The 26,685-nt window shown below is 48.8% G+C and carries 21 protein-coding genes; 13 read left to right on the top strand and 8 right to left on the bottom strand.

Going from position 1 to position 26,685, the window contains the following annotated elements; translation table 11 throughout:
* Window positions 1-131: 131 nt before the first annotated feature.
* From PSHG_RS11090 to PSHG_RS11075, 4 genes are all read right to left on the bottom strand, one after another.
* Window positions 132-968 carry a carbohydrate ABC transporter permease gene (locus PSHG_RS11090; protein WP_010272747.1) on the bottom strand — a complete coding sequence of 279 codons (837 nt, stop codon included), beginning with the start codon at window positions 966-968 and terminating at the stop codon, window positions 132-134.
* Window positions 965-1,900: a carbohydrate ABC transporter permease gene (locus tag PSHG_RS11085; protein WP_010272746.1), complete on the bottom strand. Its 936-nt coding sequence runs from the start codon at window positions 1,898-1,900 to the stop codon at window positions 965-967. The genes PSHG_RS11090 and PSHG_RS11085 overlap by 4 nt, the downstream gene beginning before the upstream one ends.
* An 85-nt stretch (window positions 1,901-1,985) precedes the next feature.
* Window positions 1,986-3,338 carry an ABC transporter substrate-binding protein gene (locus PSHG_RS11080; RefSeq protein WP_010272745.1) on the bottom strand — a complete coding sequence of 451 codons (1,353 nt, stop codon included), beginning with the start codon at window positions 3,336-3,338 and terminating at the stop codon, window positions 1,986-1,988.
* A gap of 308 nt (window positions 3,339-3,646) precedes the next feature.
* Window positions 3,647-5,911, bottom strand: coding sequence for a helix-turn-helix domain-containing protein (locus tag PSHG_RS11075; protein ID WP_010272744.1), 2,265 nt, complete (start codon window positions 5,909-5,911; stop codon window positions 3,647-3,649).
* Window positions 5,912-6,387: 476 nt separating this feature from the next.
* Here PSHG_RS11075 and PSHG_RS11070 point away from each other — a divergent pair, with 476 nt between their 5' ends.
* Both PSHG_RS11070 and PSHG_RS11065 read left to right on the top strand, forming a co-directional pair.
* A complete protein-coding gene (locus tag PSHG_RS11070) occupies window positions 6,388-8,028 on the top strand; it encodes a copper resistance CopC/CopD family protein (RefSeq protein ID WP_010272743.1) in 1,641 nt (546 codons plus the stop codon).
* Between the two features lie 116 nt (window positions 8,029-8,144).
* Window positions 8,145-8,690, top strand: a complete 546-nt coding sequence (locus tag PSHG_RS11065; protein ID WP_010272742.1) for an AAA family ATPase — start codon at window positions 8,145-8,147, stop codon at window positions 8,688-8,690.
* A 301-nt stretch (window positions 8,691-8,991) separates the two neighbouring features.
* Here PSHG_RS11065 and PSHG_RS11060 read toward each other — a convergent pair whose 3' ends face one another.
* Window positions 8,992-10,272 carry a BaiN/RdsA family NAD(P)/FAD-dependent oxidoreductase gene (locus PSHG_RS11060; RefSeq protein WP_010272740.1) on the bottom strand — a complete coding sequence of 427 codons (1,281 nt, stop codon included), beginning with the start codon at window positions 10,270-10,272 and terminating at the stop codon, window positions 8,992-8,994.
* A gap of 253 nt (window positions 10,273-10,525) precedes the next feature.
* Here PSHG_RS11060 and PSHG_RS30520 point away from each other — a divergent pair, with 253 nt between their 5' ends.
* The 5 genes from PSHG_RS30520 (at window position 10,526) to acpS (ending at window position 13,558) form a co-directional block, all read left to right on the top strand.
* Window positions 10,526-10,696 carry a hypothetical protein gene (locus PSHG_RS30520; protein WP_157213447.1) on the top strand — a complete coding sequence of 57 codons (171 nt, stop codon included), beginning with the start codon at window positions 10,526-10,528 and terminating at the stop codon, window positions 10,694-10,696.
* A gap of 18 nt (window positions 10,697-10,714) precedes the next feature.
* Window positions 10,715-11,404 (top strand): DUF3905 domain-containing protein, encoded by a 690-nt coding sequence (locus tag PSHG_RS31855; protein ID WP_010272739.1) that lies wholly within the window; start codon window positions 10,715-10,717, stop codon window positions 11,402-11,404.
* 235 nt (window positions 11,405-11,639) lie between these two features.
* Entirely contained in the window at window positions 11,640-12,077 is a 438-nt protein-coding gene (locus tag PSHG_RS11045; RefSeq protein ID WP_010272738.1) for a BrxA/BrxB family bacilliredoxin, read from the top strand.
* Window positions 12,078-12,263: 186 nt separating this feature from the next.
* A complete protein-coding gene (nadE, locus tag PSHG_RS11040) occupies window positions 12,264-13,076 on the top strand; it encodes an ammonia-dependent NAD(+) synthetase (RefSeq protein ID WP_010272737.1) in 813 nt (270 codons plus the stop codon).
* Window positions 13,077-13,141: 65 nt separating this feature from the next.
* Window positions 13,142-13,558 carry a holo-ACP synthase gene (gene acpS, locus PSHG_RS11035; RefSeq protein WP_010272736.1) on the top strand — a complete coding sequence of 139 codons (417 nt, stop codon included), beginning with the start codon at window positions 13,142-13,144 and terminating at the stop codon, window positions 13,556-13,558.
* Between the two features lie 73 nt (window positions 13,559-13,631).
* On the opposite strand, the gene PSHG_RS11030 is transcribed toward acpS, so the two are convergent.
* Window positions 13,632-14,015, bottom strand: a complete 384-nt coding sequence (locus tag PSHG_RS11030) for a c-type cytochrome (RefSeq protein ID WP_010272735.1) — start codon at window positions 14,013-14,015, stop codon at window positions 13,632-13,634.
* Between the two features lie 187 nt (window positions 14,016-14,202).
* On the opposite strand from PSHG_RS11030, the gene PSHG_RS11025 reads away from it, so the two are divergent.
* The 5 genes from PSHG_RS11025 (at window position 14,203) to PSHG_RS11005 (ending at window position 22,693) form a co-directional block, all read left to right on the top strand.
* Complete coding sequence (locus PSHG_RS11025; protein WP_010272733.1) at window positions 14,203-15,687, top strand: vWA domain-containing protein; 1,485 nt, start codon at window positions 14,203-14,205, stop codon at window positions 15,685-15,687.
* 208 nt (window positions 15,688-15,895) lie between these two features.
* Window positions 15,896-16,468, top strand: a complete 573-nt coding sequence (locus PSHG_RS11020) for a glycerol-3-phosphate responsive antiterminator (RefSeq protein WP_010272732.1) — start codon at window positions 15,896-15,898, stop codon at window positions 16,466-16,468.
* A gap of 213 nt (window positions 16,469-16,681) precedes the next feature.
* On the top strand, window positions 16,682-18,346 hold the full coding sequence (locus PSHG_RS11015) for a glycerol-3-phosphate dehydrogenase/oxidase (protein WP_010272731.1): 1,665 nt from the start codon (window positions 16,682-16,684) through the stop codon (window positions 18,344-18,346).
* 357 nt (window positions 18,347-18,703) lie between these two features.
* Window positions 18,704-20,182, top strand: coding sequence for a glycerol kinase GlpK (gene glpK, locus PSHG_RS11010; RefSeq protein ID WP_010272730.1), 1,479 nt, complete (start codon window positions 18,704-18,706; stop codon window positions 20,180-20,182).
* Between the two features lie 936 nt (window positions 20,183-21,118).
* Entirely contained in the window at window positions 21,119-22,693 is a 1,575-nt protein-coding gene (locus tag PSHG_RS11005) for a BCCT family transporter (RefSeq protein ID WP_010272729.1), read from the top strand.
* Between the two features lie 320 nt (window positions 22,694-23,013).
* Here PSHG_RS11005 and PSHG_RS11000 read toward each other — a convergent pair whose 3' ends face one another.
* Both PSHG_RS11000 and PSHG_RS10995 read right to left on the bottom strand, forming a co-directional pair.
* On the bottom strand, window positions 23,014-23,595 hold the full coding sequence (locus PSHG_RS11000) for a hypothetical protein (protein WP_010272728.1): 582 nt from the start codon (window positions 23,593-23,595) through the stop codon (window positions 23,014-23,016).
* A 588-nt stretch (window positions 23,596-24,183) separates the two neighbouring features.
* A complete protein-coding gene (locus PSHG_RS10995; RefSeq protein WP_392391987.1) occupies window positions 24,184-25,080 on the bottom strand; it encodes an AraC family transcriptional regulator in 897 nt (298 codons plus the stop codon).
* 620 nt (window positions 25,081-25,700) lie between these two features.
* Between PSHG_RS10995 and mutY the strand changes: the two genes are divergently transcribed.
* On the top strand, window positions 25,701-26,685 hold a 985-nt coding region (gene mutY, locus PSHG_RS27300), incomplete at its 3' end, for an A/G-specific adenine glycosylase (protein WP_010272725.1).

Raw genomic sequence — 26,685 nt, 5'->3', positions numbered from 1 at the left:
TCTCCTAGTCTGTCTTCATGTCCCTGAATCTTCAGAGCTCGGAATCCCTCAAAGCTCCTATGTCCTTTAAATCCGAATTCTCATGTTTCTGAAAGTCTGCGGTATGCCGGCTGGCTGAGGTTCATTCCCTGTTATTTCACCGCGCCGCCGGTCATACCGCTGATCATATATTTCTGCAGCAGCCAGAACACAAGAACGATTGGCAGTGTGGTAAATACTGAGCCCGCCATCAAGTAATCCCAATTAACAACATACTGTCCCTGAAAGCTTGCGATGCCTACAGAGAGCGTCCATTTATCGTAGCCATTGAGAAACGTATAGGCAAAAAGAAATTCATTCCAGCTGGTAATGAGCGCAAAGATAGCGGTCGACACCAGTCCGGGCAGCGTCAGCGGCAGAACGATGCGGGCAAAGGTCGTAAAGCGGTTGGCCCCGTCCACCATAGCAGCCTCATCGATACTAGGATGGATAGTGTCGAAATAGCCTTTGAGCATCCATGTGCAGAACGGCACGGCAAAGGTCGTATAAGCCAATACAAGACCGAAATGAGAGTTCAACAGCTGCAGGTCCCGCATAATGATGTATAACGGGATAATTAGCAGCGACCCCGGCAGCATCTGGGTAACCAGAATCAAATACCCGGTGCCCATTCTCCCGCGGAAGCGGAAGCGGGACAATGCGTAGCCGCCCATTGCCGAGATGATAACGGAAAATATCGTCGTCAATACAGATACAATAGCGGTATTGTAGAACCATTTGATAAAGTTCACATTGTCATCCGCGCCGGGATCCAGCATCGCCTTGTAACCGTCCAACTGAATAGTACTCGGGAAGAAGCTGGGCGGGTTGCTGTAAATTTCATTGGGCGGCTTAATCGACGTCATGATCATCCAAATGAAGGGAAGAACGGCAAACAGCGTAACCGCAATGACGCCAACGTACAGCATAATGGTTTTGGTCAGCCTCATGCCGATTCACCCGCTTTCGTAGCTTTTATATAAAACACGGTGAAGATAACGGAAATGGCCAAGAGGATCATTCCGCCTGCGGCAGCAGCTCCGAAGTCGAACGATTCAAAACCGAGCCGGTAGATGAAAATAGTCAGGATTTCCGTCACCCGACTTGGACCTCCGCCTGTCAATACATAGACGATAGCAAAGTCCTTGATCGTCCAGATGACGAGCAGCATGAACACGACTACCGAAACGGGCTTCAGGCTGGGCATCGTTATGTTGAGAAACTGCCTCCAAGCGGATGCACCATCGACCGTTGCCGCTTCGTATAGATCCTTAGGAATACTCTGCAGACCGGCAAGAAGCATAACTGCTACAAAAGGGAATCCCTTCCACACGTTGACAAACATAGCTGCCCCAAGAGCGGTATCGGTGTTTCCGAGAAAGGCGACCGGGCTGGATAACAGATGCATTCTAACTAAAATATCGTTAATTGTTCCATACTGATAATCCATCATAAGAATAAAGACGAGACAAGTAACAACTTCAGGAACCGCCCAAGGAATGATAATCAGGGAGCGGAAAAAGCCTCTTCCCCGGAAATTCCGATTCAGCATGAGAGCGGTGCCTAGACCGAGCGCATACCGGGCTATAACGGTAAAGAAAATATAAACGGCTGTGATCCAGACGGAATTGTAAAAATAATCGGAAGCCAGCACTTGTTTGTAATTATCCAATCCGACAAAAGGGTGTCCGCCAATCGGGCGGGCCATGTACCAATATTGAAAGCTCATTAATGCGGCCTTGAAAATAGGATAAAGCAGGATAATGATGACGGTTATCATCAAGGGTGCGATAAAGAAGTAGGCCGTCCGGTTTTTCTTCAAGCTTTTCCATTCCCGTTTCAAGAAGGAGCTCTTATTGGTGTCCATCGGTGCAGTTTTCATTAGCGCCCTCCTTGTGACCGGGGCTTACCAAGCCCCGGAAATTGTTTTGTTGTCCAGCAAGTCCAGGTCTGCTATTTCGTTAAAATTATCGCGACATAACCTCTTTCATCTTTTCTGCAGCGTCATCCAGCACTGTTTGAGCATCCTGCATACCGATAAAGAGATCCTGAGCCGCATTGACGATAATTTGCGATAATTGTCCCTGCTCCGGAATAGGCGGATCCATAACAGCCGGATCGTACTGACCCTCGTTATACTCATAGAATTGATAAGCCATAGCGTTATTTTCTTTGTACTCATCGGTTTCAATATAATTGCGGTTAGAAGGAATCATCCCGGACACACTGATCAGCTCCTGGGCTTCAGGGCTCGCCATCCATTTCAAAAATTCCCAAGCTTCCTCCGGATGTTTTGTTTTCTGCGAAATAACAGCTATTGAAGGGTTATTGTGGGGATTAGGCTTATATTCTGTGCCCTCATACACGACAGTTGGCTGTGGAATGAGACCAAGATCATCCAGCAGACTCTCGTCACGCTCGCGGGTCATGCCAATAAACCAAGGACCATCCATATTCATAGCAGCAGTGCCATCCCAGAACATTTCCCGCCCGACCTTTTTGTCACGGGTTCCTTGTGGAGTGATGTTGGAATCGCTCAAAAACTCCTGCCACCATGCAGCTGCAAAGACGTTGGCCGGGTGATTTACGTTAATACGTTCCGCAGTGTAAGGCCCCTCCTCGCCGTCACCGAAGTAAATTCCACCGGATATCGGGCGGGCAACCAATCTATACCACTCGGATGCGACGAATGGATGGGAGCCAACAACGCTGGCAAAACCGTATTTGCCGTCTCCGCCAAGCTGGATAGCAGCTTCCTTCAAATCATCCAGGGTGCGGATGTCTTCGGCATTAATTCCGGCTTCCTCGAACATGGATTTGCGGTAAAAAATACCGGTGCTTCCCCATGCATAGTTGGAGATAGCGTAGTAGGAACCATCAATTGTGCTTAATTCCTGACCAATTAAATCGGTTTCAAGATCAGTGCCCTTAATATATTGATCGAGATTCAAAAAGGCGCCGCCTTCGGCCAAGGAGTGGTATGTTGCGAGATTTTCCGGATACATCTGTACAATATCGCCTTGAGTGCCGGCAATAACCTCCGTCGTCAGCTTATCCCAGAAATTTTCGTAATCAGCGCCGTGAATAACAATGCGTACGTCAGGATTAATTTCGCTGTATCTTTGGACGAGGGCATCGATTGCTCTCTTATGCGGGGTTTCCGCATATAGTGATGTTTCAAAGGTCAAGGTAATCTGCTCATTACCGCCGCTGCCGCCACCATTGCTGCCGCTTTCACTTCCGCAGCCGGCAAGTACTGCACCAGATAGCAGTACAAGTGATACGGATGCGCCTAGGCCTTTTCTCATATTGGATTTCATTTGTTTCCATCCCCCTTGAATCAAATTATGTGGTTTGTTTGCAAAGAAGCTGGCCATTCCCGAAGAAACGGTTGCCTGAATTGTACTCAAAGCTTGCTGCTGTAGACAATTAACCGTTTTCGCAAAGTTAACGATAAGTCGCTAGCAGCTTATCGTTTTTCGCCTATACGGCAAGATTTAAAGAGATTAAGCATAACGAAAAAGGCCGGTCCAGAGAGGACCAGCCCTTAATGGGGCGAGTATGAATTCTCTTGATCCGGCGGCTTATGCGGTAGTTGAAGCACTGTAATATTAACCTTTTTCACCGCTTAACTTTTTTCGTTTTGCCTGCGGAAGTCTCCCGGAGAAACGCCGGTTGCTTTTTTGAATACCCGGTTAAACGATATTGGACTAAGGTATCCGGACTGCTCGGCTACAGTCTGAACCGGCAGGGAGGTTTGCAGCAGCAGCTGTTTGGCGTGGGAGATTCTCAGGTCCATTAGGAAATCCACAAACTTTACTCCGTATTCCTCTTTAAATAATTTGCTCAAATATTTGCCGTTTAACCCAAATGTTTCACCCAGCATATCCAACGATAAATCCGGATTGGCAAAATGAGTCTCCATATAAGCTCGTACATCTCCAATGACCGAATGATGGTTGCGGTTTTGGCGGAGCTGGTTTAATTTGATGGAAAAAGTGTCGAGTATAGAAGTCAGCTGCAGTTGGAGGTCGGCAATCGTTTCAAAGGTTTTCACCTGCTGCTGCAGCTTCGGAAGAGCCTCCTTCTTCCACAGCTCTGCAGACTCGGCTGCCATGCTTTCCATAGTCAGGTTAAGCTGATAGATGAGAAAGCTGAACAAGTTTTCGGTATCGGCCCGGCTGAGCAGGTTCCTCCTCATTTCCTGGAATAGCTGGTCCAGCACTTCCTTCCACTTTTCATCCGCGACCCGAAATAATTGTACGAGGGAATAAATGAGCTGAAGATGCTCGAACAATTCTCCGCGGGTGGCGACAATGCTGCTTCGGCGGATGACCTTGTTGCCTCCAAGTACTGTCTTAAAGCCGATGGCGTCCAACGCTTCTTTGTAGGAGTCTTGCAAGGCGTCAGGGGAGTCGACAGACTCGCCTATTCCTATGGTAACCTTGAATTTCAAGTGTTTTTCGACCCATGCTCGCAGGTTGTTCAGCGCTTCTTCAGCGCGCAGCTCTTCCTCGTCCTGATGATCCGGCTCCTCTGTGTCGAGAGGAAGCTGCCAGGCTCCGCACAGCTGGTCTCCGGTTTTCCACAGCGTCCATGTCGTTCCCTTATGCTGCTGGGCAATTTCCTGCAAGGCACTGGACAAAGCGAATTTAAGCAAGCTTACATCTTTGGCGCTGTATTTGCTTTTGATCGCGGTATATTTATCGATTTCAATTACAAAAACAAACTGCGTGCCGAATGTTCTCGGAAGCTCGAACGCATCCATTTCCTGGATCCAGTCGTCAATGCTGACCTGCCGTGTCCCTTCCAGCAGTTCATAAAAGAAAAATTTCCTTTTTATCGACAAATCGGCTGCGTATCGTTGTTCAAGCATAAGGGATTGCTCAAACATGTTTTCCAGCGTATTTTCAATATAATTGAATTCGTCGCCGGGAGGCACGCCTGGCAGCTCGTTATGCTTGCGCTTGGAAAAGGCTTGAATACGGGAAATAATCAGCGCGATAGGCTCGTAGTTTTTCTTCGTCACATAGATCATCCAGCCGATGCCGGCGATTACCAGTATGATGCCGAGGAAGAACCAGACATTGTACAGGGAGAAAATGAGCTGAAACATGCTGCCGTGACCAAGCCCGGTCTGTACCGTCCACCCGGTGTACTCGGACGTTTCGGTGGCGAACACCTCGTTAGAAGATCCGCTCCTCGGGAGTGGAGCAGCGGATTCCGAGCCCGGCGCTGCCAGCAAATCCTGGCCCTGGCGATCCAGCCAATGAATATAGCTGGTTTCCGGATTGTACATGCCGCTGAGCAAAGGCAGCAGGGAATCGGTCCGGACATTCATGACCAGCATGCCATGCTCACGCGAATGAATCGGTATGCCCCTGGTCAATGAGATCACCGGCTTAGAACCGGAAGGGGCAAATTCAGTATAGTTCCTGCGATCCGACCACCGGTTGGAGGGCTCGCTTCTCATTTGCTCGATATACGGCCGATCAGGAAAACTTTCCAGCGTATACGAGGTGCTGTTCGTCAGAACGACAGAATCATCAAAGCGCACAATATAAATGGAGTCAATTAAAGGCGTTGTCACCATCAAATTATGAATGGTGTTAATCATCCGGATGTTGCGGGCTGCTATGTTTTCTTCGGAAGAAAAAAAATAGGAAAAATTGGAATTGTTTAAAATTTCAAATGTAATTTTTTGGTCGATTGCCTGCAGGGCGGAATCTACCGTGGCCAAAGCCTGCTCAGCTAGAAACTGATTGGCTTTGGCAGCTTCCTTCTTGCTCTCCTGGCTCAGCGTCTGAAAGAAAATAAAAAATAGCAAGGACGTGACGATAAAGAAAACAGGAATATAGGAAAGCAATGTTCGGTAAAACCAGGTTTTGTTCATCATCATTCCTCATTTCGGTTGTGCGCGATTGCTAATAAAACAGTATAATAGTGGCGGCGGAAGCGCAAGGACCATTATTAATTGTAATTTAATGTGGCTCACTATAATAATTAGAGGTTGACAGTATAAGATAGCAGAAGGGGAGGGGAAGAGGGAGACTGGAGAAGCGAAGCGTTCGCCTTTGCCACCGGATTTCAACCGCTGAGGCGGCTATGATTAAGAAATCTGGGTGGCAACAGCGATCGGAGGTCCCCTCATTCCCCGTAGTGATTTCCTCCTTTGTTGTCAACCACTAGTTTAAGTTTTGAGCCTTTAATGTAAGGAAGCAAATTAAATAATAGCCCGAGCGGGTCATTGGTTTATATCCTGAAGTTCGTTATGTTGTAGATATAGGTAATCCGGGCTACTTCCTGCCCTGTGCTATCGCTTATAGCTTAAGATTAGCAAAGGCTTAACATGATTAAGAAGGGGACCGCATGGTGAAAACATATCTAAATATTAATAATATCGTAATAAAACCGCTGCTCATTGTAGTTATTTTCGTTCTAGCTCTACTATCCGTTCCAGCGCAGACAGCGGCTCATGCTACACTGCTGCAGGCTGTTCCCGCGGCAGACAGCCAATGGGAGCAGTCACCTAATGAGGTTGTGCTGCGCTTCAACGAGCGTTTGGAGAACAGACTTTATCAAATTACCGTTGTCGATGAACGAAGCCGGCCGGTTACTTCGAATGAAGCAATTATGAGCAGTGATCAGACCGAGATCAGTTTGAAGCTTCCGGTGCTCGGAGAGGGAGCTTATACGGTCAGCTATAAAGTAATCTCGGCAGACGGACATCCTGTCGGGAGTTCTTACGTATTTGTAGTGGGAGATGCTGACCCTGCGGATGCTGCCGGAATGACAGGCATAACCACAGGCGAGGGCTTGTCCTGGAAGATGGGAATCATGGCTTACTTGCGGTTCGCTTCCCGGATTCTGTTTTTCCTCTCTTTTGTTTTATGTTCAGGCTGGGTATTCTGGCGAATGTTTCACCGCAAGGCTGAAGCGGCCATACAACAGGTTGATCAGAGCTGGTCGGTTGGATTGCAAAGGCTCTTTCTAATCAGCGTTCTGCTGCTTGTCTCAACTCACCTGAGCAACTATGTGGAACTAGGCGTGTGGGAGGATATGCTTGCCTTTGCGGGAACGACGACAGGTATCGCATGGATCGTCCTGTTCGCCCTGTCCTTTCTAGGATTTATCGTGCTCCATCGCTCACGGTTTATAGACAGCCTTTGGCTGCTCTCCTTACTGTTCACCCAAAGCTTTATCGGACATTCGTACGGGATCGGCGGAGAAAATGGGGCTATTTTAGTCAATTTCGTGCATTTATTGGCAGCTGCCGTATGGGGTGGAGGCCTGCTATATATCTCGGTTCACTGGAAGCATCAGCGGGAGCATATCAAACAATTTCTGCCTCAATATTCGCATCTTGCCTTGGATAGCGTGATTCTGCTCGTTTTGTCAGGGGGATTGCTGGTCTTTCTGTTCCTACCGGATTTGTCTTATTTGTGGTACACCCAATGGGGAATTATGCTGATGATCAAAATGGTCCTCGTCCTCGGAGTTATTGGAGTGGGGAGCTTTATGCGGAGGGCGCTCAAGAAAAACAAAGAGGATGCGCTGCGTAAAGGGCTAAAAGTCGATTTCGCTCTAATGGCTGCCATTCTACTTGTCGTCGGGGTCATGACTTACCTGAGCCCCTTACCGCCTAACCAGGCCTTCAACTGGCATGAGATGGGAGAACGCGCACATGTTACGGTGATAATCGATCCCAAAATTCCCGGGGCCCAAAATGAATTTATCGTTAAAACCTGGCTGCCGGACGATCAGCCCGAACCGAAACGGGTACAGCTTTACATGCATTACTTGGATGACGAGACGATCGAACGGCTCGAAATTCCTCTTACTCCAGCGGACCCCGGAGAAGGGCAGGACTGGTTTCCTGGATATATCCAATCCGTTTACACATACGAAGGCTCCGCTCTTGCTATGGCAGGCCGCTGGGAAATAGAAGTTAGAGTGATGGATGCGGAAGATTACGAAACGGTCGCCAGACAAGTAATGCACGTGTATTAGGCTGCCATTTGAAGGGTGAATGTGTGAATGGGACAAGGCGACAGTATAACGTTACGCCGATCAAATAGCCGTACAGTTTCCCTCATCCTTTTAATGCGGGAAAAGGAGATTACACTATGCAGCCGATCAGAGGAATAACCTTGATTACGGGGATTATGGCAGCAGGGAAGTCGACGATTGCCCAGAGGTTGGCTGAAAGATTGCAGCCAAAGAGCATTCATTTGCGTGGAGATGCTTTTCGGAGGATGATCGTTTCGGGCAGAGAAGAAATGCTGCCGAATCCGTCAGAAGAAGCGATCAAGCAGCTGCAGCTCCGTTACAAGACCGCTGCGATGGTAGCCGATCAGTACTATGAAGCAGGTTTTCACGTTGTGATGCAGGATGTCATTCTAGGGGCCGATTTACAGACGATGGTTGGGTTAATTCAGAGCAGACCGTTGTATGTTATCGTACTGTCTCCAAGTGTAGCGGCCGTTGCTGAGAGGGAGCAAGTGCGCGCCAAAAAGGGCTATGGGGCATGGGAAATTGCGGATTTAAATCATCTGCTGCAAACGGAAACGCCGAGGCTCGGCTTGTGGCTTGACACCACTAATATGACGCCAGATGATACCGTAAATGAGCTGCTTGCGCGAATGCACCCGGAAGCTTCGGTTAGAATGTAAGAGTACCGCACGCTGTGCCGCGCATGGGTTGCTGCTCTAACGCTCGCCCTCGCTCTTATTTGGCATAAAAGTAACGCTCGCAGGCTGCAACGTCCTGCGGCAGAGTGCAAACGAGGTGCGAGCAGCTGCCGACATCATTTCCCTTTCATCAACGCTAGCATGCAAGTGTATGAGCAGCGCCGCTCTAAGTGCAGCGCTTTAGCCTTTGCGCTTGAACATCGCTCCCCAAGCATCGCGCAGCACTTCGCGCAAGGGGCCCACGCTCGGGCCCACCACGCAGGGGGCATTGAAGCTGAGCAAACTAGCGCAGTGAAGTTAAGCTTTGGCTGTACTGGGCAGCGTTCTTGCCGGCGACATATCCGGTGGAGAAAGCGGCAGTAATATTATAGCCTCCGGTGTAACCATGGATATCAAGAATTTCTCCGCAAAAATACAGCCCCGGCATTTTTTTGGAGGCCATCGTTTTCGGATCGATCTCTTTGAGATGAACGCCTCCCCCGGTTACGAAGGCTTCCTTCAAAGATAGCGTGCCGTTAGCGGTCAGCGGGAAGGCCTTCATCCATTTTACCAGCTGCTCCCAGGTCTGGTGTGAAATATGGTCATAGGTCACATCTTCCGCTACCTCGGCTTTTCTGAGCAGAACAGGAATCAAACGCTCCGGAAGGATGCCCTTTAATATATTTTTAATTGCTTTCTTAGCTTCTGCTCTAGCCTTGGCCCGCAGCTTTTCCAGCAAAGTAGGGGCCGCCTGTTCCGGAAATAAATCTATCGTTAAGAGGACGCCTGGTTGTCCACTCTTTTTCAATTCCTTCACGACAAATTGACTGCACCGCAGAGCGGCCGGACCGGAAATTCCGAAATGCGTAAAAATCATGTCGCCTTCATGGGTGACCAGCTTTTTTCCCTTGGCGTTCCATACGGTCAGCTCGATTGAACGCAGGGACAAGCCCTGCAGCTCGCGAGTCTGGATTAAGGCTTCACCGGAAGTAATAGGTACCTCAGTCGGGTATAGTTCAGTAATCGTATGGCCGGCTTGTTTGGCCCAAATGTATCCATCACCTGTAGAGCCAGTATGCGGAACGGATTTGCCCCCGGTAGCAACAACAACCGCTGAAGCTCTCAGTTTCCTTCCATCGCTCAACTTAACACCGTCAACGTGACCGTTCTCGTACAGCACTGCTTGAACGCTGTGATGGGCGCGAATGTCTACCCCCTGCTTTTGAACTTGAGACAGCAAGGCTTGAACCACAGTCTGAGCTTTATCACTCACCGGAAACATGCGGCCGCGGTCTTCCTCCTTTAAGCGAATCCCCAAACCTTCAAAAAAACGGATGATATCCCGGTTGCCAAATTGGGATAAAGCGCTGTGCAGAAATTTCCCGTTTCCTGGAATGTTCCGGATCAGCTCGTCGGTTTCTTTGGCATTCGTTACGTTACAGCGGCCGCCCCCGGAAATTCCCAGCTTTCTTCCTAGTTTGTCTCCCTTATCTAGAAGAATAACATTGGCTCCATGGGAGCTCGCGGCAATGGCAGCCATGAGACCAGAGGGGCCGCCTCCAATAATGATTACGTCAGCTTTCAAGATGGACAGACTCCTTTTTTGCTTGTGCGTGAGATTAATCGTAAACCAGGCCATAGTTAATTTAATCGATCGTGCTCTCCCGGTCTTATTTATTCAGTCGTTACCGCCGGCTAATTGATCATTCATTTCCTAAGTATAGTAATCCGTCTGTATCCTTAATATTGTAGCCATTTCCTGCACTTATGAAAAGCTTGTCTATGATAGGAATGACCCTTTTTACACATACTAGCAAAAAACAAGGAGGTTAGTGACGATGAACCAAGAATCTAACAAAAACCAACAAGCTTCCGCTAACGCTCAAGAGTCGGATTCTCTGGAGCAGCGGATGCAGGAGCAGCAAGCTGTGGAGGCTGAGGCTGACGGGAAAAATGATGGAATAAGCATAGACAAAAAATTAGATGGGCCTAACCGGCCATCCGTTTGAATGAGAAGGGAATTTAGAATGGATAGGGATAAGCGGCCTACTGCAAGGTCAGGCGCATTTTTACCTCAGCAGGGACCGGAGCAGGAGCAAGGAAGGGAAGCTGCATCCGAGCGGCAGGGCAACTATTCGCAGGAGAAGGGAAAGGAAGCTGTATCCGAGCGGCAGGGCAACTATTCGCAGGAGAAGGGAAAGGAAGCTGCATCCGAGCGGCAGGGCAACTATTCGCAGGAGCAAGGAAGGGAAGCTGCATCCGAGCAGCCGGCCAGCCCTTCACAGGGGCGGTACAGCGAAACGGTTGCCGATAACCCGGCCATCACGAATGATGATCCGGCGCTGGACCCTTTCGAGATCGAATTTCTCCCCGAGTTTCGTGAGAACCGGGGGCCGGCGGCGCCATTTATCAATCAATACGGAGTGGTTATCGGCGATTATCATTATGAGTCTCCGAACTCTCCATTGGAGCAGTGGAGCGAGGACACAGATCCTGCGGTAATGGCTGGCGATCAATGGGTTCATCCTTTTAAGGATGTAGGATTTTTGACAAGTGAGAATCGAGACCTTTTCGAAAAGGGCATTCTTCCAAAGGGTGGAGTGTTTATGCATCCCGAGCAAAATACCGAATATAGACGAGTCAGTGAGAACGATGAAGGTTCTGCAGGTGAAGAAACAGGGTCATCCAAGGAAAATAAAGGGGATACCCAGCGCTAGAGAAGCGGCAATGGTTGTCCTAAAATGTTGTGCAACCGCCGCATAATTGCCTGAAATGTCCTGCAACCGCCGCACAATCGCCGTAATAAATGCCGTGTAACTGCGATGCAATTGCCATGTAACTGCGAGATGGCTCTGCTCCCCCGCTGTGGTATTACAGCTTTGCAATCAAAGTACGGGACTGTATAATAGGGGTAGGAACTATTTATACAAACCTGTCAGGAGTGATTAAGGAATGTCTATGTCTTTTGAGTCATATATGATGGATGTTATTCAGCCGATGAGAGATCAGCTGACACAGTTGGGAATTACCGAGCTTCGCACACCGGAGGAGGTTGTGGAGAAGCTGGAAAATGCTAAAGGCACCGCACTGCTAGTTGTCAACTCCGTCTGCGGCTGTGCTGCAGGACAATGCCGGCCGGGAGTGGGGCTAGCTTTAGAAAATGAGATTGTTCCAGATCACTTGTTTACCGTATTTGCCGGCCAGGACAAGGAGGCAACGGCTAAAGCTCGTGAGTACATCACCGGCTACCCGCCTTCATCTCCTTCCATAGCGTTGTTTATGGATGGCGAGCTGGTTCACTTTATTCAGCGCCATCAAATTGAAGACCGCTCTGCTGAGATGATTGCAGCTGACTTGAAGCAGGCCTTCAATCAGCACTGCAGCAAATAAGATATTAATAAAAATCCTGTTAGGCCTTCAGCCGTAACAGGATTTTTGCTAAGGGGCTTCTGCGCTATAACGAGGTGCGGATGGCGAGTTGGCAACAGCACTATAACGAGTTGTGGATGGCGTTAGAAAGCATCTGCGCCACAGAATTGGCTAACAATAACCATGTAAAAGAAAGGTTGCTGCACTTTGGATAAGCAAAGTCAAATTATACAAGAGCTAGGTGTCCAGCCGACTATCGATGCACCGGCTGAAATCCGCAAGCGTGTCGATTTTTTAAAGGATTATCTCAAGGCGAATCCATTTGCCAAGGGGCTGCTTATCGCTATTAGCGGCGGGGTAGACAGCGCGGTTGCCGCCGGGCTGTGCAAGCTGGCCACGGATGAATTGAGCCGGGAAAGCGGACAAGATTACATAACGCTCGGGGTTTTTCAGCCTTTTGGCGAGCAAGAGGACATTGAAGACAGCTATGCTGTAGCGGAAGCTTTCCAGCTTACTCACAAGGTAGAGACCGACATTGAGGATGCAGTGGATGAACTGTGCCTGGAAGCGGAATACGGCTTGAAGTCGATCGGTATTCATAAGCATTTAAGCGTTGGGGGCAAAGGAAACGTCAAAGCAAGAACACGCATGGTGCTGCAGTATGCGCTTGCTTTTGAACTGAACCTGCTTGTTGTAGGTACAGACCACGCTTCTGAAGCGATAACCGGTTTTTTTACGAAGTACGGGGATGGCGCTGTTGACATTACTCCGCTCAGCACGCTGACCAAGCGTCAGGTGAGGCTGCTGGCGAAGGAACTCGGTGTGCCGGAGGCGATCCTGAATAAGGCTCCAAGTGCCGGGCTGTGGCCTGGCCAAACAGATGAGAAGGAACTAGGCATCACTTATGAAGACAACAGTGATTATCTCGAAGGCAAAAAAATTAGCGAAGAAATAAGCCGAAAGCTCGAAAGCCGCTATGAGTTGACGCGTCACAAGAGAGAGCCGATTCCACGAATCTAAACGACGAAGCACATGCTTAAGAGCCTGCGAGATTAACGTCAAATTGGGAGAGGCGGATGTGAGATATGATAATAGGTGTAGGTACGGATATTATTGAGATTGCCCGTGTCAAAAAATTGATGGAGCAACCGTCCGGAGAACGGTTTGTAGCGAGAGTTCTCACCGTGAAGGAACGGGAGCTCGCAGCCAACCGCAGCGGAAGAATGTATGAGTACGTGTCAGGGCGCTTCGCTGCGAAGGAAGCGGTGGCCAAGGCCTTAGCTTGTGGAATCGGCCGCGAGGTTGGATTCCAGGATATTGAAATTTTACCTGATCTGCATGGCAAACCGGAGTGTACCTTATCTGCGGATTCGATTGGCAGGCTGAATCTAGGGAAACCAATTCGGATCCACTTGAGTATTTCCCACAGTGACGTTATGGCTTCCGCATTTGCTGTGGCGGAGGCTGTGGATACCGCCAGTGATGGGAAGCAGGCCGGGTAAACTGGGGTCTGAATACAAAAAGCCAAGCTCTGACTTTGTCAAGAGCCTGGCTTTTCCTGTTACCACAGAGAAGTTATTTCATTGCCGCGAGCCATTCGGACAAGGTGTTGATTTCGCCATCGCTAAGCTGTCCTCCGAATGCGGGCATTCCGTTTCCGCCGTTCGTAATTTTAGCAGCAATTTCTTCCTGGGACAATCTCGAGCCGACATTGCTAATATTGGTATTTCCCCCGCGGCCCTCTCTGTTATCTCCATGACAGGCGAGGCAGTGCTGACGATAAAGAGTTTCCGCCTCTTCAGCTGTTACGGAGCCGTTGTTCGCATTTTCGCCGCCATTCGTTTCTCCAGGAGGTGCCGGTGTTTGTACATTGCCTCCCTTGTTATCATTGGCATTGCCGCAGGCTGTCAAAGCAGCGGCCAGAAGAAGGCAGAAGAGTAACATAATCGCTTTTTTCATAAGGCAAATTCTTCCTTTCTTAATGATCCTCGATTATAGTGTTTCTAAAGGAACTTCAAATATACATCTAACATGAAGGGACGGGATCAGAAGCAGACAAAGCGATATGCGCAGCAAAAGCGGTGTGATGTATCCGCTGCAGGTTTAAGATTAACAGAGAAGACATGGGTTTATTGGAGGAATGGAGATGAACAGAAAGATAAAAAAGAGGCACATGCTGATGACTATCCTTCTTGTATGCTTCATTGGTTTGTCAGCCTGTTCCGCAGAAGAGCCTTCTACCGAACCGGAACCGTCGGATGCTTTCCAGACAATGGGCAGTGAAGGAGTGGAAGGGGCTGACAGCAATACGGAAGGAGACAGTGAAGGAGCTGAAAGGAAAGACAGCGATACGATAGAAAAGACAGGGGAACAAAACGTGGACCGGGAACAGCAAATCGAAGAGCTCAAAGCGCTCATTCCGGAAGGGTTGAGCAAACGCCCGGAAACGGCGGCGGAGTTTTTTAATCTGCAACCGGGGCGCTTTTCCGGTATCTCCTACGATAAACAAAGTGATGAAATTATCCAGGCGCTGGAGCAATTCCCCGACATCGAGAATCCTGAAGCGGAAATACTGGAGTTATACTACCTCGCCCTGCTCGGGCTGTTCGCAGAAGATTATCCGGAACCGAGTGAAATGATTAACAAGATAAAGCTGGCTTCGTTTGGCGATCCGGAAATGGACGATCCGCGCTTTCAGTTCAAGGAACAGTACAACGTAATGATCCTGCTGGACGCTAGCGGCAGCATGGGTCACACGACGGGAAGCAAGACGAGAATGGAAGCAGCGAAGGATGCAATTCGCTCTTTTGCCGCATCTCTTCCTGCTGAGGCACAGGTCGGATTGCGTGTATACGGACATGAAGGGACGGGATCAGAAGCAGACAAGGAGCTTTCCTGCAGCAAAAGCGATTTGATGTATCCTCTCCAGGCGTATGATGAGCAGAAGCTGGACGAAGCGCTGGATCAATTCAAACCAGCAGGCTGGACGCCCATTGGCCTTGCCCTTGAGCAGGCGCAGCAGGATTTGCAGGCGTTCAAAGGGGAGCAAAACACGAATATTATTTACCTGGTCAGTGACGGGATCGAGACGTGCGGAGGAGATCCGGTAGAGGTGGCAAAACAGCTGGCAGACTCTGACCTAACACCGATTGTAAATATCATCGGATTTGGAGTGGACGGGAATGCCCAGCGGCAGCTCAAGCAGGTAGCCGAAACTGCAGGAGGCCGTTACGTGCTGATCCAGGATCAGGAGGAACTGGAGAAGGAATTTGAGCAGGCCAAGGAAATTGCGCGCAAGTGGAAGGATTGGAAAAGCCAGGTCAACCATGAATCCTTAGGAACCAAAATTCAACATTCTTTAGATATTCGTGAGTACGCTTATGACTGGAATGATAAAAGACGGGCGGAAAGCCACAATTTCCTCAATGCTTTTATGGACTTAAAAAGAATGAAAATATTGGATAGGCAGACGGTCTTAGAACTGGAGAGTATTGAAGATGAACAAGAGAAAAGGATTCGGGAACATGGCAGAGAATTGGAAGAATATCTCCGCGAGCTGAATGAAAAGACGTATAAAGAAACAATCGATGCAATAAATCAGAAGTTTCACGAGAATGTACCTAGAGATTAGAAACACAAACATTTTTTATCAGATTTAATGACGGTGGTACAGATGACAACGCTTGTAGTACCGTTGGCGGGCAAGTTACAATAGCTGCGAAGCAGCGTTCAAGGTATGGCAGCACAGCGCACGGCAGCACGCGCACGGCAGCACAGCGCATGGCAGCACCGCAACACGGCAGTCATAAGTTCACAAAAATTCCGCTAGGAAGCGGGGGATGGCATTGAATAAGATGGTAGATATGGTGGAGCATCAGGTCATAGCGGCAGTCAGGCATGAAGAGGAGCTGGGCAAGGTAGCAGCCAGCCGGGTTAATGTCGTTTTTCTAATGACAGGAACTATCGGCAATTTGCATCTGTTGGTCAATCAGATTAAAGACAGCGGCCGGCGGGTGTTCATTCATATGGATTTCATTGAAGGCATAGCGTCAGACCGCAGCGGTGTGCATTATATAGCAACGGAGCTGAAGCCAGACGGGATCCTGACTACCAGGAGTCATTTGATTGGAATGGCCAAGGAAAACGGCCTAATGGCGATTCAACGCCTTTTCCTTATTGATAGTACGGCTATACGCAACGGTCTTAAGGCAGTCAACTCTTCTGGAGCCGATGCTGTAGAAATTATGCCGGGAGTGATGCCCAAAGTCATTCATGAGCTTACGGAAAAAACCGATCTGCCGATTATCGCCGGGGGGCTGATTCGTTCGGAAGAGGAAGTGATGGAGGCGCTGGAAGCAGGTGCGCTTGCCGTATCCGTCGGAAGTGAAACGCTGTGGCAAATGCAACTGTAGACACTCTGGCTTGATTTGAGGTATACTATTAATAATTAATGATGCTAATGCATATGGGCGGAGATACTAAGAGAACCCTTTGCTGATGGCACCTTTTTTAAGGTGTGTCCTTCAGCTCAAGGTTCTCTTTTTCTTTTTCCGTTATACAGCCAAACAGAGTGCAATATTCAAAAAATGTACCGCACTTTATTTAATAAAAGGGGAGATTAAGTCATGGAATTTTCAGCTAAACGCCGGCAGGAATTACTGACAGAAATGCAGGAGCAAAAGCATGATGTGCTGGTTATCGGCGGGGGGATTACTGGTGTCGGGACAGCATGGGATGCCAGTCGCCGGGGAATGAAAACAGCATTGCTGGAAATGAAGGATTTCGCCTGGGGCACAAGCAGCCGTTCCACAAAGCTTGTCCACGGCGGGCTGCGTTATCTTAAACAGGGGGAAGTCAAGCTCGTTATGGAGGTAGGGAGGGAAAGAGCGCTGCTGCATCGCAATGCTCCTCATATTGTTATTCCCGCACCGATGCTGCTTCCTGTGTACAAAGGCGGAACCTATGGCTATTTGGCTTCTTCAGTAGGCTTATACGTGTATGATTGGCTGGCCGGAGTAGAACGGAAAGAGCGGCGCAAAATGTTCAACCGTGAAAAAACGATGCAGATTGAGCCGCTATTCAAAACTAAGGATCTAAAAGGCTCAGGCTATTATTACGAATACCGGACAGATGACGCCCGGCTGACGATTGAGGTGGCCAAATGCGCTCACCGCAATGGCGCCAAGCTTGTTAATTACGCGGAGGTAACTGGATTTATCTATGAAGGCAAGCGGGTCGCTGGAGTGGAAGTGCTTGACCGGGTAAGCGGCCAAACCTACAAGATTTATGCCAAAAAAATCGTGAACGCCGCAGGACCATGGGTGGACCGGGTCCGCTCCAAGGATCATGAGGTCAAAGGCAAGAAGCTGCTATTGACCAAAGGGGTTCACCTCGTGGTTGATTACAGCCGTCTGCCGATTAAGCAGGCCGCCTATTTCGATGTTCCAGATGGCAGAATGATCTTTGTCATCCCGCGTGATGGCAAGACGTACATTGGAACTACGGATACGTTCTATAAGGAAGCGATTGAGGATCCGAGAATAACGGAAAAGGATAGAGACTACTTGATCGATGCGGTAAATGCGGCCTTTAACGGAGTTAATCTGACAAAGGAAGATGTGGAGTCGATGTGGTCTGGTCTTCGTCCGCTCATTCATGAGGAAGGCAAGGCGCCTTCAGAGGTATCACGCAAGGATGAAATTTTTATTGCGGATTCCGGATTAATCACGATTGCTGGCGGTAAACTCACCGGTTTCCGCAAAATGGCAGAGAAAGTCGTCGACCTGGTGGCAAAACAGCTGCAGAATGAAGAAAACGTCAGTTATCCAGGCTGCACTACAGACCAGGAGGTTTTGAGCGGCGGAGATACCGAGGGTAAGAGCTATAATGAATATAAGCAGCTGATCGTTGATGAGGCTGAACGTGTTGGACTCTCTCTCGAGACAGGCGAATATTTCTATTCCCGCTATGGTTCTAATACCAGGTGGATCTACAAGCGGATTGCTGAATGGAAGGAAGAGCAGGCTCTTAATGTGGAGCAAAAAGCGCTAATGGCTGAAGTGGATTACTGTATTGAGCATGAAATGACGGTATCTGCAGTTGACTTCCTGGTTCGCCGCACGGGTCTTATGTTCTTTAATATTCACAAAGCGAAGGAAATTTCCGAAGCGGTCTTCCATCTAATGGCGGACCGGCTGCAATGGGATGAGAAGCAGAAGGCAAAGCAGGAGGAAGAATTGATTAAAGCGTTTGAAGCAGCGCAGGTTGCATTACCGTCCAGTGCTTCTTGATTGCGAAAGAGTGATATAGGTAAAAGAATGAAGATGCAGCAAATAAGATGAAGCTGCAGCAAACAAGATGAGGCTATAAGGCAAAAGAATGAGGTTTGCAGCAAACAAAATAAAGCTGTAAGGCAAACGGATTTGCCATCCACTAAAACCGAGTAATACGAGCGGGCGGATAATAGCTCATAGATTTTTTGGCTCCCCACAAAGTGTATAAGCAGGCAGTCAGGCAGCTTTGCTTTGTGGGGCTGCTTTTAGCCGCAACCTCACAAAAAATGTAAGCAAGCGATATGCACAGCCTATTCAGGGCGGTGCTGTGTTATGATAAAGAAACGATGAATTACTATTAGCGGGAGGTTCAGTATGGCCGAGCAATTTATTCTTTCTTTGGATCAGGGAACAACAAGCTGCCGGGCGATTTTGTTTGATAAGAGCGGAAAAGTAGTGTCTCTGGCGCAGCAGGAATTCACTCAGCATTTTCCACAGACAGGTTGGGTAGAGCATGATGCCACGGAAATTTGGGAAGTGCAGAAAAAAGTTATGCTGGAAGCGGCAGCCGCGGCAGGTGAAGGCGAAATCGCCGGGATCGGGATTACAAATCAGCGGGAGACAACGGTTGTTTGGGATCGTCAGACTGGAAAGCCCTTACATCATGCTATCGTTTGGCAGTGCCGCAGAACCGCGGAGCTGTGCGAGCAGCTGGTACAGGAGGGATGGGGAGAGACCATCCGGAAAAAAACCGGGCTCGTAACCGATGCTTACTTCTCAGCAACCAAGTTGAAATGGATTCTTGAGAATCATCCTGATATTCGTGACAAAGCGGAACAAGGGGATGCGCTCTTCGGAACGATCGACAGCTGGCTGATATGGAATTTGACCGGGGGACAAGTACATGTCACGGACATTTCCAATGCGTCGCGCACGATGATGTTTAACATTCATACACGAGACTGGGATGACGAGCTGCTGCAGAAGTTTGGCATTCCCCGTTCCATGCTGCCGGAAGTCCGCTCCTGCAGTGAGGTTTATGGCCGCACCTCGCTTGTTCCGGAACAGCCGGAGCTGGCGATTGCAGGATCTGCGGGTGATCAGCATGCGGCCTTGTTCGGCCAAGGATGCTTCAAGAAGGGGATGGCCAAAAATACTTATGGGACCGGTTGTTTCATGCTTATGAACACCGGAGAACAGCCGATAGAGTCGAATAAAGGACTGCTGACCACGATAGCCTGGGAGTTGGACGGACAGATCGAGTACGCCCTGGAAGGGAGTGTATTTACGGCCGGCGCGGTGATCCAGTGGCTGCGGGACGGGCTGGGCGTTATTGATTCCGCACAGGAAACTGAAGGTATCGCTCTGTCTGTGGAGGATACGAATGGAGTATACTTTGTACCGGCCTTCACCGGACTGGGCACCCCATACTGGAATCCGCATGCAAGAGGCATGATTACCGGTCTTAGCCGGGGCACAACCAAGGCGCATGTTGTCCGTGCGGCACTGGAGGCGATTGCTTACCAGTCAGTGGATGTGCTTAAGGTTATGGAAGAGGAATCCGGTATTCCAATGCAGGAGCTTCGTGTAGATGGAGGAGCCGTCAAGAACGAATTTTTGATGCAGTTCCAGGCCGATCTGATCGGCACGGAAGTATCCCGTCCAAAGGTCCAGGAAACGACCGCATTGGGGGCGGCTTTTTTGGCCGGGCTGGCTGTAGGCATATGGAATAGCAAAGAGGAAATCCAGAATATATGGTCAGAGGACGGGCATTACAAGCCGGCCATGACGGAGCAAGAACGAAAGGCCAGATACGATGGCTGGAAACAAGCGGTGTCTTTTCAATTGAGCTAGTTTTTAGATTGAGCGGTGTATGGCCTTGTTTAGGTTTATCTGATACAAAATGAAGATAGGTTGAAGCTAAAGAGAATATTAGAATGGAAAACGCTGCGATGGTCATTAGACCCGGCAGCGTTTTTTACATAGTGTTAAGGCGTTTTGCGTAAACAGCATTTCAGTTTGTAACTGAAGATGATGTGTATCCAGTCTTTGAAATCCCTATTTTTAATCCGCCTCGGGCCCCGCTGCAGCGGTGATTGTGTGCGCTTTTTCTGTGAAAATAACCTTCCGAGTAAACTCCCCGCATGATGATCAATCTCGGGTAATCGCACCTTTAATCACGTGATTACGAGCTTGTACGAAATTGCGTCTGAAACACTGGCTGGAGCTCCTTCCTTAATAGCTTAAGCCCTGCATTTGGTACTTTTGTACGATTTGTCATACAAATCTCGGGTCATCGCACCTTAATCCCATGCATTTGTACGATTTGTCATACAAATCTTGGGTAATTGCCCTTCAACCCCCTGTATTTGTACGACGTTTCATACAAATCTCCGGTATTCGCTCTTCAACCGCATGAATTTGTACAACATTTCATACAAAGGCAGGCGACAACCCCGCGAACCCGCCAACCTTGGCTATTTTCATGCCGGAAGTTGTGCCTGAGAATTCAATGGCATGACTGTTTTCACATACACCTTCGCACACAATTGGCATACAATTTTGCACACAATTCACATACACTTTCGCACACAATTTCGCATACAATTCGTCTCGGGACCGCTGCTTGGGGGGTGCTTATTCTAGCTATCGGGCTGAACGGCCACTTTTCGGACAGCCCTTCTTTTTTTTGATACGGTACATCAAAAAGAGGGTAATTAGGAATACTGAAAAAACCTGAGACGAATTAAAAATAGAGGATTACAGCAAGTGAAGGCGAGGAGGAGCAGCATGAAGGACAACTCTTGGAAAAATCCGGTTTTTATAGTTTCCAGCCTGCTGGTTCTGGTGTTAGTAATACTGGGGGCAGTCTTACCCGGAAGCTTTGAAAGAGCAGCTAACCGACTATATGATATTACAACAATTAACTTTGGATGGTTTTATTTGCTGGCTGTCTTTATTATTATTGTGTTTTTATTTGGACTGGCTGTAAGCAAATACGGAGCTATCCGGTTAGGACGGGAAGATGAGAAGCCTGAATATCCGTTTTTTACTTGGATAGGTATGCTATTCTCTGCGGGATTCGGCGTTGGACTTGTATTCTGGGGCGTAGCCGAGCCGATGAGTCACTTCTTTACACCGCCATTTAACGGACTGGCTGGCGAAACCCAAGAGGCGGCAAGAATCGCTATGGGTTACGCATTTTTCCATTGGGGCATTAGCCAGTGGTCAGTATTTGCTATTCTTGGTCTGGTGATCGCTTTTTTGCAATTTCGCAAGAAAAAGGAAGGCCTTGTTTCCAAGGCATTGGAGCCGGTGACCGGGGAGATGCGTACGCTTAAGAATACCATCGACATATTGGCTGTTATAGCAACTGTTATGGGGATCGCTACATCGCTGGGACTTGGTGTGATGCAAATGAACGGCGGCTTGAACAGCGTATTTCAAACAGGTAATCGGATCAGTATTCAGATGATCATTTTAGTTTTTGTATTTGCCGCATATATGACCTCAACGTTTACTGGAATTAATAAGGGGATCAAATATTTAAGCAATTTTAATTTAGCGGTTGCGCTTATTTTTCTAATTTATGTTTTTGCGGTCGGGCCGACCGTTTTTATTCTGGAGTCTTTTACTCTTGGATTGGGGGATTATATATCGAGCTTCATCTCATATAGCCTTCGCTTGCAGCCCTATGCCGGCGGCACATGGGTTCGGGACTGGACGATTTTCTATTGGGCGTGGGCCATAGCTTGGTCGCCTTATGTCGGAGCTTTTGTAGCCCGAGTATCGCGGGGAAGAACGGTGCGGGAGTTTATTTTCGGGGTTATGGTCGTGCCCCCTTTCATCGCATGTTTGTGGATTGCTGCTTTCGGAGGAACGGCATTATGGCACGATTTGCAGCAAAATGCTGGCATCGCTGGGGCTGTCAACGCAGATGTAACGTCCGCTTTGTTCGAGCTGTTTAATCAACTGCCGTTCCCGGTTCTGATGTCCGGCCTCTCCATCCTGCTGATTTTAACATTTCTGGTGACATCTTCAGATTCGGCCACTTACATTTTAGCGAGCATGACCACCTCCGGAAACTTGAATCCAACCGTCGTAATCAAGATGGTATGGGGAGGACTGATGGCGGCTATCGCAGGAGTCCTCCTTTATACAGGAGGCCTGGAAGCTCTGCAGACTGCGTCCTTAATTGCAGCCCTGCCGTTTACCGTAATTCTATTGTTGCTAATTATTTCTGTGATTAAGCTTTTCGGTAAAGAGTCGCTGCCCATTCGCAAAAAAGACTTGAATCGTTTTCGTAAATTGGAAGAGGCGGCGAGCCAGCAGGTGGAGAAAAAGGACGGGAACAAAGCGAGGTAGGTTGAAAAAAAGGATGCTCCTGCAAATGATTTGGCGGGGGCATCCTTGACCTATACTTCTCCCGCGTAAACAAGCGTAGTGTTTCGGCACACTCCAGCATGGAAAAAGCCAAAGTTTTGGAAGGAGATGGAGGGCTAGTATTCTGGTGTTTTGAACGAATGTCGTACAAAGCATGTGATTTAATTTGAGATTACCGGAGATTACCGGAGATTACCGGAGTTACCCGAGTTATCGGAAACCGAGATTATCGAAATTACCCGAGGCCCCTTCATGCGTGTTCATGTGAGGCGTTTTGTTTGCTTAGGGGTATCGGATAACTATTAACGTATAGAACTGTTATTAGCTTGCCGGGCAGCGATCCGGCAGTCCAGTCTCAGCAACAAGCCGCAGACAATCAAGCTGCAGCCGCCCATCGAGCTGATGACAAAGGGCAAGAAGCCCAAGTAAGCCCAGGCAATAACGATGCTCAAGGTAAGAAGCCACAATCCTAAATAAAGGAATACCCTGCGGAATACAAGGCCGAGCTTCATATAGAACAGGGAAAGGACCAGTCCTTGAAATAGCGGAAAGAAATACCGCTCCACCACTTCCAGGCTAAATAACAAAAGCGCGATCGCGGCAAAAAGCAAATACGGAAGGGCAAAACGCCGTATGTTTGTCCAGCTCAATGATAGGGGTTTCTCTGGTTTGCCAGCGAAAGCTATAACTAGGGCGCTTAGGGCGGCGGCAATCGCAACTAAGGCGAAGGACAGCCAGGCAGGAAAGCTGCCATCATCCAGCAAGCCTATGAAGGCCTGGAATATCCATTGAATTCCCCATATATACAGTAAGGGAATGTAAGGGCGTACCGCCGGCAGCGCTTGGTTAAGTTGTGTTCGTAGCTCCGCCCATGTTTGCTGCAATTCACTCTCTCCTTTTTACGGTCCTCGCAAAGCATAGGGTTAGACAATATGCCATCGCCCTTTTGTGGGGATTGTTTTGGCTCTGAACCATTGATCTATGCGATAGCTTACTATTCCCCGGAATCGAAGTCAAACCGTATTTTCTAGAGATCTTATAAAAAGGTACCAGAGGTGTGAGCTTCGTACTGAAGGGTTCGCTATTTTTGTTCATGAGAGGGATGGGTAGCCCCGGTTGAGATGTCAAGCCGAGGTGTAACGGGAGGAGTTCCGAAAAACGCGATTCTGAAAAAAAAGGGACTGTGGCAAGCGTTAGAATTTGCAGTGAGCTGCAAATGACCTTCCTGCCTGCTGTAAACTCTTATTCACATTAATCGACAGCAACTGCGAGCGTTCTTATCCGCCGCGGTGCAACGTTTTAGGTTCATTGCGATTAAAAATAAATGCCGCACTTTGGCTAAAAGGATTGCATTTTTCCCGCATGCGGTGTTTCGCTGCTTGGCGGCTAGTGAATTTGCCTGCTCGCGGGTGTGGCGGCTTATCAACTTGCGTGATAATAGTGTTTGGTTATTCAGTTTGGAGCGGGATTCATCATTCGGAAGGTGTAGAATTTGCGTTCTTGGCTTTGCTTTGGTTTAAATCATCAGCTCGATGCTTTTTCGCGTAATCTCTTGGAGATACGCCTTCTATTTTTTTGAAAATCCGGCTGAAATAAAACTCGTCGCTGTATCCGACACTATCGGCAATTGATTTCAACCGGTAACCGGACAAAACAAGCAGCTCCTTGGCACGGTCTATCCGGATGTGAGTTAAGTAATCAATCGGACTGTAGCCAGTCGACTTCTTGAATAAACGGGAGTAGTGGCTTACGCTTAATCCGGCCATTTGGGCAAGCAGTTCAAGGGTAAGCGGCTCCCGGTAATGCCAGCTGATATAATCCTGGGTCTTGTCGATGGCGGCATTGGTATCTCCCGTAATTTTTTGTGAACGCAAATCGAGCAGAATAGTGAGCATCAGCTCCTGAATCAATAGCTTGCGCCGCATCGCCGTAATTTGTCCTCTACGTTTCCATAAAGAAACTAGCTGTTCCCAAATGTAAATTAATTGAGGGGGGTTATGGATCGTATACATGCCTTGGAGAGGGAAGGAAGGCTCCAGGCTGAATTTCCAGTCCTCCTTATCCTGATAGCATTCTGCATATTGAAAGCGCAAAAAATAATACTCCAAAGTATGCTCCGGGTCGGTAGTCCGCGAAACCATCATGTCGGGAGTGAAGAAGAACAGCTTTCCGGGCTCGGCAGGGTAGACGCTGCCGTTAATAGTGAATTTGCCTTTCCCTTTGACGATGAGCCACAGCGAGGGATAGCGTATGCGGCCAAGTGCGCGTTTCCATTCTGGGGCCACTTGCTGATGGCCGATCATAAGAGGCGAAATTATGAGTTTATTAAGGGAAGCGGCGAGCTCGCCTGGGGTCAACAAGGTAAACACCTCCAGAATCTAAAAAGTCACGCAAAGGCAGTGTTTCATAGATAATTCCAGTAAAAAAATTACCGCCATATCTTCAGCATTTTGCTTGAAGGCTTAAACGCTTTTTGTGAACAAGTTTAGCTCAAAACGTTTTGTGTCTCTTGCTTGCTGCCAATAAGCTCACCTGTACGGCTGATTATATCCGCAGAAATCCGTAAAAGTAGACTGTATCTCCGATTATAGTATACTAGTACGTGATCAGCCAGTTGTAATCAACCGACGGTCAACCACTTCAGGTCAAAAGATTTCAACCAGCTTGTTAGCGAAAGCAGCAGTATTTAGTGATGACTTAACATCCCGGCGAAAATTTCCTTAGTTGCATGGAATATCGTACAAATGGACTCCTTGCAGTCCTCGTGGAGGAGTTTTGACAACACTCGTGGCAGCATTATGAAACAGATTTGAATGAACAAATGGATACTAATTCGTTTTTTGAAATGATAGTAGTTTATGGCTTGAGGTTTTGCATGGAACGTTCGATCCGGAATGCCTTTTTACCGGTCGGCTGTCAGGCATAGGATAAAAATAACAAGGGGACAACGGTCAAGTACTGTGAGCAGCTGAAAGGGAAGGGGTACGGTATGGAAAAATCTTTATTTGCCGCAGAGTTATTGGCTTGGTATAGACGGGTTAAACGGGATCTTCCCTGGAGAAGAAGCCGCGACCCTTATTATATTTGGGTGTCAGAGGTGATGCTGCAGCAAACCCGGGTAGAAACAGTCATTCCTTATTTCCATCGGTTTATTGAAAAATTTCCGACTCTGGAAGCATTGGCGGCTGCTCCGGAGGAAGAAGTGGTCAAAGCGTGGGAGGGGCTTGGTTATTATTCACGGGCAAGGAATTTGCAAGCGGGAGCAAAAGAAGTAATTGCCCGCTACGGCGGGATAGTGCCTGCACGGAAGGAGGACATCTCTACCTTGAGGGGAGTAGGGCCTTACACGGCAGGTGCGATACTCAGCATCGCCTATAACGTGCCTGAACCAGCTGTAGACGGCAATGTTATGAGGGTATTGTCCCGGTTTTTCCTGATCACTGATGATATTGCCAAGCCGTCCACCCGCAAGGCAATGGAAAAGCTGGCTGGCTCACTAATTCCTGAAGGGGCCGCAGGGGATTTCAACCAAGCGCTGATGGAATTCGGGGCGACATTATGTACCCCGCGCTCTCCTCATTGCTTGACCTGCCCGGTTATGGAGGGCTGCCAGGCGAGGCTTAACGGCATGGAGACAGAGCTGCCAGTCAAAGCGAAAGCTAAACCGCCACGGCTGGAGCCGCGGGCTGCAGCGGTCATTATCGGCACCGGAAAGCATGCCGGCAAGCTTCTCATCCGCCGCCGGCCGCAGCAAGGGCTGCTGGCTGGGATGTGGGAGCTGCCGCATGTGCTTGTGCCGCAAAGCGCCGCTTCGCCGTCCGCCAAAGGCCAGGTTGTCCGCGTGGGAGCGGACAACCTGGCTGCGGCGGAAGCGGCTGCCGCCTACATGGCTGAGCTGTCGGTGTCCCACACCGACAGCTCAGCCAGCGGCGGCGCAGCAGCGGCGGGCGGCGCAGCAGCGGGCAGCGCGGCAG

This window comes from Paenibacillus senegalensis JC66 (assembly GCF_000285515.1).
Classification (GTDB): Bacteria; Bacillota; Bacilli; order Paenibacillales; family NBRC-103111; genus Paenibacillus_L; species Paenibacillus_L senegalensis.
Note: the sequence above shows the minus strand (reverse complement) of the source record. Positions and strands in the feature narration are given on the sequence as shown.

What these genes read in the sequence shown, in the direction of transcription:
- PSHG_RS11070 (WP_010272743.1), top strand. Translation starts at nt 6,388, where the DNA reads ATGGTGAAAACATATCTAAATATTAATAATATCGTAATAAAACCGCTG.
- PSHG_RS31855 (WP_010272739.1), top strand. Translation starts at nt 10,715, where the DNA reads ATGGATAGGGATAAGCGGCCTACTGCAAGGTCAGGCGCATTTTTACCT.
- acpS (WP_010272736.1), top strand. Translation starts at nt 13,142, where the DNA reads ATGATAATAGGTGTAGGTACGGATATTATTGAGATTGCCCGTGTCAAA.
- PSHG_RS11015 (WP_010272731.1), top strand. Translation starts at nt 16,682, where the DNA reads ATGGAATTTTCAGCTAAACGCCGGCAGGAATTACTGACAGAAATGCAG.
- PSHG_RS11045 (WP_010272738.1), top strand. Translation starts at nt 11,640, where the DNA reads ATGTCTATGTCTTTTGAGTCATATATGATGGATGTTATTCAGCCGATG.
- PSHG_RS11020 (WP_010272732.1), top strand. Translation starts at nt 15,896, where the DNA reads ATGGCATTGAATAAGATGGTAGATATGGTGGAGCATCAGGTCATAGCG.
- PSHG_RS11030 (WP_010272735.1), bottom strand. Translation starts at nt 14,015, where the DNA reads ATGAAAAAAGCGATTATGTTACTCTTCTGCCTTCTTCTGGCCGCTGCT.
- PSHG_RS11080 (WP_010272745.1), bottom strand. Translation starts at nt 3,338, where the DNA reads ATGAAATCCAATATGAGAAAAGGCCTAGGCGCATCCGTATCACTTGTA.
- PSHG_RS11090 (WP_010272747.1), bottom strand. Translation starts at nt 968, where the DNA reads ATGAGGCTGACCAAAACCATTATGCTGTACGTTGGCGTCATTGCGGTT.
- glpK (WP_010272730.1), top strand. Translation starts at nt 18,704, where the DNA reads ATGGCCGAGCAATTTATTCTTTCTTTGGATCAGGGAACAACAAGCTGC.
- PSHG_RS11065 (WP_010272742.1), top strand. Translation starts at nt 8,145, where the DNA reads ATGCAGCCGATCAGAGGAATAACCTTGATTACGGGGATTATGGCAGCA.
- PSHG_RS11085 (WP_010272746.1), bottom strand. Translation starts at nt 1,900, where the DNA reads ATGAAAACTGCACCGATGGACACCAATAAGAGCTCCTTCTTGAAACGG.
- PSHG_RS11075 (WP_010272744.1), bottom strand. Translation starts at nt 5,911, where the DNA reads ATGAACAAAACCTGGTTTTACCGAACATTGCTTTCCTATATTCCTGTT.
- PSHG_RS11025 (WP_010272733.1), top strand. Translation starts at nt 14,203, where the DNA reads ATGAACAGAAAGATAAAAAAGAGGCACATGCTGATGACTATCCTTCTT.
- PSHG_RS30520 (WP_157213447.1), top strand. Translation starts at nt 10,526, where the DNA reads ATGAACCAAGAATCTAACAAAAACCAACAAGCTTCCGCTAACGCTCAA.
- PSHG_RS11005 (WP_010272729.1), top strand. Translation starts at nt 21,119, where the DNA reads ATGAAGGACAACTCTTGGAAAAATCCGGTTTTTATAGTTTCCAGCCTG.